The 5,342-nt window shown below is 74.0% G+C and carries 5 protein-coding genes and 4 pseudogenes; 4 read left to right on the forward strand and 5 right to left on the reverse strand.

The window, feature by feature from the left end; all coding sequences use genetic code 11:
* The 4 genes and pseudogenes from HUN59_RS19290 to uraH (HUN59_RS01115) form a co-directional block, all read left to right on the forward strand.
* Positions 1-182 (forward strand): annotated as a pseudogene (locus HUN59_RS19290) (hypothetical protein); the annotation flags it as partial.
* Between the two features lie 181 nt (positions 183-363).
* Positions 364-846 (forward strand): FBP domain-containing protein, encoded by a 483-nt coding sequence (locus HUN59_RS01105; RefSeq protein WP_174777262.1) that lies wholly within the window; start codon positions 364-366, stop codon positions 844-846.
* A 191-nt stretch (positions 847-1,037) separates the two neighbouring features.
* A pseudogene (gene uraD / locus HUN59_RS01110) lies at positions 1,038-1,496 on the forward strand (2-oxo-4-hydroxy-4-carboxy-5-ureidoimidazoline decarboxylase); the annotation flags it as partial.
* 18 nt (positions 1,497-1,514) lie between these two features.
* Positions 1,515-1,826 (forward strand): annotated as a pseudogene (gene uraH, locus HUN59_RS01115) (hydroxyisourate hydrolase); the annotation flags it as partial.
* Positions 1,827-1,835: 9 nt separating this feature from the next.
* Here uraH (HUN59_RS01115) and uraH (HUN59_RS01120) read toward each other — a convergent pair.
* The 5 genes and pseudogenes from uraH (HUN59_RS01120) to HUN59_RS01140 form a co-directional block, all read right to left on the reverse strand.
* The gene (uraH, locus tag HUN59_RS01120; protein ID WP_058741990.1) at positions 1,836-2,156 is read right to left on the reverse strand and encodes a hydroxyisourate hydrolase; all 321 of its coding nucleotides are present in this window, start codon (positions 2,154-2,156) and stop codon (positions 1,836-1,838) included.
* A gap of 18 nt (positions 2,157-2,174) precedes the next feature.
* Positions 2,175-2,633 (reverse strand): annotated as a pseudogene (gene uraD, locus HUN59_RS01125) (2-oxo-4-hydroxy-4-carboxy-5-ureidoimidazoline decarboxylase); the annotation flags it as partial.
* A 191-nt stretch (positions 2,634-2,824) separates the two neighbouring features.
* Positions 2,825-3,307 carry an FBP domain-containing protein gene (locus HUN59_RS01130; RefSeq protein WP_174777262.1) on the reverse strand — a complete coding sequence of 161 codons (483 nt, stop codon included), beginning with the start codon at positions 3,305-3,307 and terminating at the stop codon, positions 2,825-2,827.
* Positions 3,308-3,488: 181 nt separating this feature from the next.
* A complete protein-coding gene (locus HUN59_RS01135; protein ID WP_174777263.1) occupies positions 3,489-4,148 on the reverse strand; it encodes an SAM-dependent methyltransferase in 660 nt (219 codons plus the stop codon).
* 73 nt (positions 4,149-4,221) lie between these two features.
* Positions 4,222-5,136: a helix-turn-helix transcriptional regulator gene (locus HUN59_RS01140; protein WP_174777264.1), complete on the reverse strand. Its 915-nt coding sequence runs from the start codon at positions 5,134-5,136 to the stop codon at positions 4,222-4,224.
* Positions 5,137-5,342: the final 206 nt, after the last annotated feature.

Here is a 5,342-nt window from a genome sequence, read left to right on the forward strand (position 1 = left end):
CGGGTACCCGGACGGCGGACCCGGCGTGGGACGCTCTCGACGACCTCACCGCCCGCCGGGCGGTCACCGCGCTGCGCACCGCGCTCGAGACGGGCGAGTGGGACCGACGGTACGGACACCTGCGGCGCCAGCCGACGTACGACGGGTCCGTCGTGCTCCTGCGGTCGGAGCGTCCGGCTTGACACCGCGTCGTAGGGTGGAACCGTGAGTCAGCAGGAGGTGGTCGGCGCGCTGAGCGCCGGCATCAGGGCGTGACGCCCGCGGCTGTGCCCCTCGGCACGGCCGCCGTCGTCGATCCCTGACCATCCCTCCGCCCGTGCGGCGCTTCCCCTGCGCCCGGGCACTTCCGAAAGCGACCACACCGTGCTGCCCATCAGTGAGAAGACCCTGCGTTCCTCCTTCGTCAACGCCTCCCGCAAGGAGGTCGGGGACGTCACCCTGCCCACCGACTTCGAGACGCTGGACTGGGAGTCGCTCGACTTCCTCGGCTGGCGCGACCCGAAGACCTCCCGGCGCGCGTACGCCGTCGTGCCCACGCTCGAGGGCGACCTCGTCGGGATCCTGTTCCGGCAGGCCGAGGCGTCGCCGCGCTCCCGGGCGCAGTGCTCGTGGTGCCAGGACGTCAAGCTGCCGAACGACGTCGTGTTCTACGCCGCCAAGCGATCCGGGAAGGCCGGTCGGAACGGGAACACCGTCGGGACCCTGGTGTGCCAGGACTTCCAGTGCTCGCGGAACGTCCGGCGACCGCTGCCCCTGGCGTACGAGGGGTTCGACGTCGAGGGTGCCCGGCTCCGGCGCATCGAGGACCTGCAGCTCCGCATCGCGTCCTTCGCCGCCGAGCTCTGAGCCCCGAGCCCTGCGCCCTGCGCCCTGCGCCCTGCCTACTGGGTCGCGCTGGCTCCCGCGGAACGCAACGGGAGCGGTTTCTCGCAGCGGTATGTCGCTGCGAGAAACCGCCGACCTTGCGTTTTGCGGAAGGAGAGTGGGGGGGGCGGCGCCGAAACGCGGCGGTAACGGGCGGTCCCTAGGGTGACCGGATGGACCTCCGTGACTTCGACACCGCCCCGGACGCCGACGCCCGGGACGTCGCCCTGCACTGGGCCGCCGTCCCCGCGTGGGCCGACGCCCTGGTCGCCGGGCGGCCGTACCGCTCCGTCGCCGCACTGGCCTCGGCCGCGGCGACGGCTGCCGAGCAGTGGGGCGCGGACGAGCTCGACGCGGCCCTCGCACACCACCCCCGCATCGGCGAGCGCACCACCGAGGCGTCCTCGGCGCGCGAGCAGGGGGCGATGGCGACCGCGGCGGACGACGTCACGGCGGCGGTCGCGCGGGGGAACGCCGACTACGAGGAGCGGTTCGGACGGGTGTTCCTGGTCCGTGCCGCCGGTCGGACCCCGGAGGAGCTGCTGGCCGAGCTCGAGCGCCGGCTCGGCAACGACCCCGGGGTCGAGGTCTGCGAGGCCGCTGCCGCCCTGGCCGACATCGCGCAGCACCGGATCCGTGCGACCTTCGGCGTGCCGCACCTGACCACGCACGTCCTCGACGCAGGATCCGGTCGCCCGGCGGCGGGGGTCGGCGTGACCCTGCGGACCGCGGCGGGCGAGGTGCTCGCGACGGGGGAGACCGACGCCGACGGTCGGACCGGGCTCGGGCCGGACGTGCTGCCCCGCGGCGACCTGGAGCTCCGCTTCGACACCGGGGCGTACCACCGCGCATCGGGGACGCCCACCTTCCACCCGTACGTCGTCGTGGCGTTCAGCGTCACCGGGACGGGACACCTGCACGTGCCGCTCCTGCTCAGCCCCTTCGCTTACAGCACCTACCGCGCCCGCCGGTCAGCTGCCGCGGTAGGTGCTGTAAGCGAAGGGGCTGAGCAGGAGCGGCACGTGCAGGTGTCCCGTCCCGGTGACGCTGAACGCCACGACGACGTACGGGTGGAAGGTGGGCGTCCCCGATGCGCGGTGGTACGCCCCGGTGTCGAAGCGGAGCTCCAGGTCGCCGCGGGGCAGCACGTCCGGCCCGAGCCCGGTCCGACCGTCGGCGTCGGTCTCCCCCGTCGCGAGCACCTCGCCCGCCGCGGTCCGCAGGGTCACGCCGACCCCCGCCGCCGGGCGACCGGATCCTGCGTCGAGGACGTGCGTGGTCAGGTGCGGCACGCCGAAGGTCGCACGGATCCGGTGCTGCGCGATGTCGGCCAGGGCGGCAGCGGCCTCGCAGACCTCGACCCCGGGGTCGTTGCCGAGCCGGCGCTCGAGCTCGGCCAGCAGCTCCTCCGGGGTCCGACCGGCGGCACGGACCAGGAACACCCGTCCGAACCGCTCCTCGTAGTCGGCGTTCCCCCGCGCGACCGCCGCCGTGACGTCGTCCGCCGCGGTCGCCATCGCCCCCTGCTCGCGCGCCGAGGACGCCTCGGTGGTGCGCTCGCCGATGCGGGGGTGGTGTGCGAGGGCCGCGTCGAGCTCGTCCGCGCCCCACTGCTCGGCAGCCGTCGCCGCGGCCGAGGCCAGTGCGGCGACGGAGCGGTACGGCCGCCCGGCGACCAGGGCGTCGGCCCACGCGGGGACGGCGGCCCAGTGCAGGGCGACGTCCCGGGCGTCGGCGTCCGGGGCGGTGTCGAAGTCACGGAGGTCCATCCGGTCACCCTAGGGACCGCCCGTTACCGCCGCGTTTCGGCGCCGCCCCCCCCACTCTCCTTCCGCAAAACGCAAGGTCGGCGGTTTCTCGCAGCGACATACCGCTGCGAGAAACCGCTCCCGTTGCGTTCCGCGGGAGCCAGCGCGACCCAGTAGGCAGGGCGCAGGGCGCAGGGCGCAGGGCTCGGGGCTCAGAGCTCGGCGGCGAAGGACGCGATGCGGAGCTGCAGGTCCTCGATGCGCCGGAGCCGGGCACCCTCGACGTCGAACCCCTCGTACGCCAGGGGCAGCGGTCGCCGGACGTTCCGCGAGCACTGGAAGTCCTGGCACACCAGGGTCCCGACGGTGTTCCCGTTCCGACCGGCCTTCCCGGATCGCTTGGCGGCGTAGAACACGACGTCGTTCGGCAGCTTGACGTCCTGGCACCACGAGCACTGCGCCCGGGAGCGCGGCGACGCCTCGGCCTGCCGGAACAGGATCCCGACGAGGTCGCCCTCGAGCGTGGGCACGACGGCGTACGCGCGCCGGGAGGTCTTCGGGTCGCGCCAGCCGAGGAAGTCGAGCGACTCCCAGTCCAGCGTCTCGAAGTCGGTGGGCAGGGTGACGTCCCCGACCTCCTTGCGGGAGGCGTTGACGAAGGAGGAACGCAGGGTCTTCTCACTGATGGGCAGCACGGTGTGGTCGCTTTCGGAAGTGCCCGGGCGCAGGGGAAGCGCCGCACGGGCGGAGGGATGGTCAGGGATCGACGACGGCGGCCGTGCCGAGGGGCACAGCCGCGGGCGTCACGCCCTGATGCCGGCGCTCAGCGCGCCGACCACCTCCTGCTGACTCACGGTTCCACCCTACGACGCGGTGTCAAGCCGGACGCTCCGACCGCAGGAGCACGACGGACCCGTCGTACGTCGGCTGGCGCCGCAGGTGTCCGTACCGTCGGTCCCACTCGCCCGTCTCGAGCGCGGTGCGCAGCGCGGTGACCGCCCGGCGGGCGGTGAGGTCGTCGAGAGCGTCCCACGCCGGGTCCGCCGTCCGGGTACCCGGGTCCAGCAGTCGTTCCGGTCGGGCGTAGAACGCCTCGGGGAACCCCTCGACGCACGTGAAGGGGACGGGCAGCCGCGTGGTCTCGACCGTTCCGCCGAGCGCTGCGGCCAGGCGGTCCAGTCTCGGGTACCCATCGGCCCACCCGGCGCTCACGGCGGGGGCGTACTCGGTCAGCCAGTGGTCCTGCACGCGCTCGGGGTCGATCGTCAGCACGACGACCGGTCCCGCGACGGCACGGCGGACCTCGGCGAGCCGTGCCTGCACCGCGGGCCACGCGCCCGGGGACAGCGAGACCACCGCCGCGTCCGCCGACGGCAGCGGACCGTCGAGGCCCACGGCGAGGACCTCGCGGTCGGCCGGGGCGTACGGCGTCCCGTCGAGCGCGAGCACCGTGCGTGCGGGGCCGACGGCGGAGCGCACGGCCCGGGCGAACACGGGCTCGGGACGGCGGTCCCGGACGGAGGCTGCGCCGATCACGACGCCACCCTACGTGGGCGCGCTGCTACCGTCGCTGCATGGTCTCCGGGGGATTCGCCGTCGTCAGCACCGACTAGCGGTCGCCCCGGTCGCCCTCGGCGTCCCCGGCACGCACCGCGGCGTACTGCTCCGCCCGCTCCGTCGCGGCCCAGGTCCCGAGCAGCGCCAAGGACCGCTCGGACTCGCTCCCGGGCTCGGCCGAGTACGAGAACATCGTCAGACCGGGGTCCGCGACGAGCTCGAGCGCCTCGAAGTCGAGTTCGAGCTCCCCGACGATCGGGTGCGCGATCCGCTTCTTCCCGCGTCGGTTGAGGCGCACGTCGTGCGCCGCCCACCACGTGCGGAACTCCTCGCTCCGCGTCGACAGCTCGCCGACCAGGGTCACCAGGCCGGGCTCGCACGGGTTCGCGACGGCCGCCGCACGGAGGACCGCCACGGCGTCGCGCGCCGTCGCCGCCCAGTCCGGGAAGAACTCGCGAGCCGCCGGGTCGAGGAACGTGAAGCGCGCGGTGTTCACCGGACGCCCGGGTCCGGCGAACATCGGGGCGTACAGCGCCCGGCCCAGCTCGTTCGTCGCGACGACGTCCCCGCGCTCGTTCCGCACCCACGCGGGCGCACCGGTGATCGCGTCGAGCAGCCGCTGCACACCCGGACGCACCCGGGTCGGGACGTTCCGGTGCATGACCTTCACGCCGGCGTTCGCCAGCCGCGCGAGGTCGAACAGGTGCACGCGCTCGTCCTCGTCGAGCTGCAGCGCTCCGGCGAGGCCCTCGAGCACGCTGTCCGAGACGCCCTTCAACGAGCCGCGTTCGAGTCGCGTGTAGTAGTCGACGCTCACCCCCGCGAGCATGGCGACCTCGTGCCGCCGCAGTCCCGGCACGCGTCGGACCCCACCGCCGAACGACGGCATGCCGACCAGGTCCGGAGTGAGTCGCGCTCGCCGTGAGGACAGGAAGTCACGGATCTCGTTGCGCACGTCGATGCCCATGCATCGAGCCTACGTCGCGGGACCGGCACCGAGACAGGTACCGCCAGTGCCGGTGACGCCCGTCGGCACGGCTTGCGTCCGTCACGGGGTGACCGACAGGCGGACGGGAGGCACGGTGCCAGCCCGCACCGTGCTTCCAGTCCGTCAGCCGGTCACCCGCGACGGACGGGAGGCGCGGTGCCAGCCGGCACCGTGCCTCCCGTCCG

The sequence above is a fragment of the Curtobacterium sp. Csp2 genome, from assembly GCF_013347165.1.

Coding starts and splice junctions, on each gene's coding strand:
- HUN59_RS01140 (WP_174777264.1), bottom strand. CDS start 5,136: ATGGGCATCGACGTGCGCAACGAGATCCGTGACTTCCTGTCCTCACGG.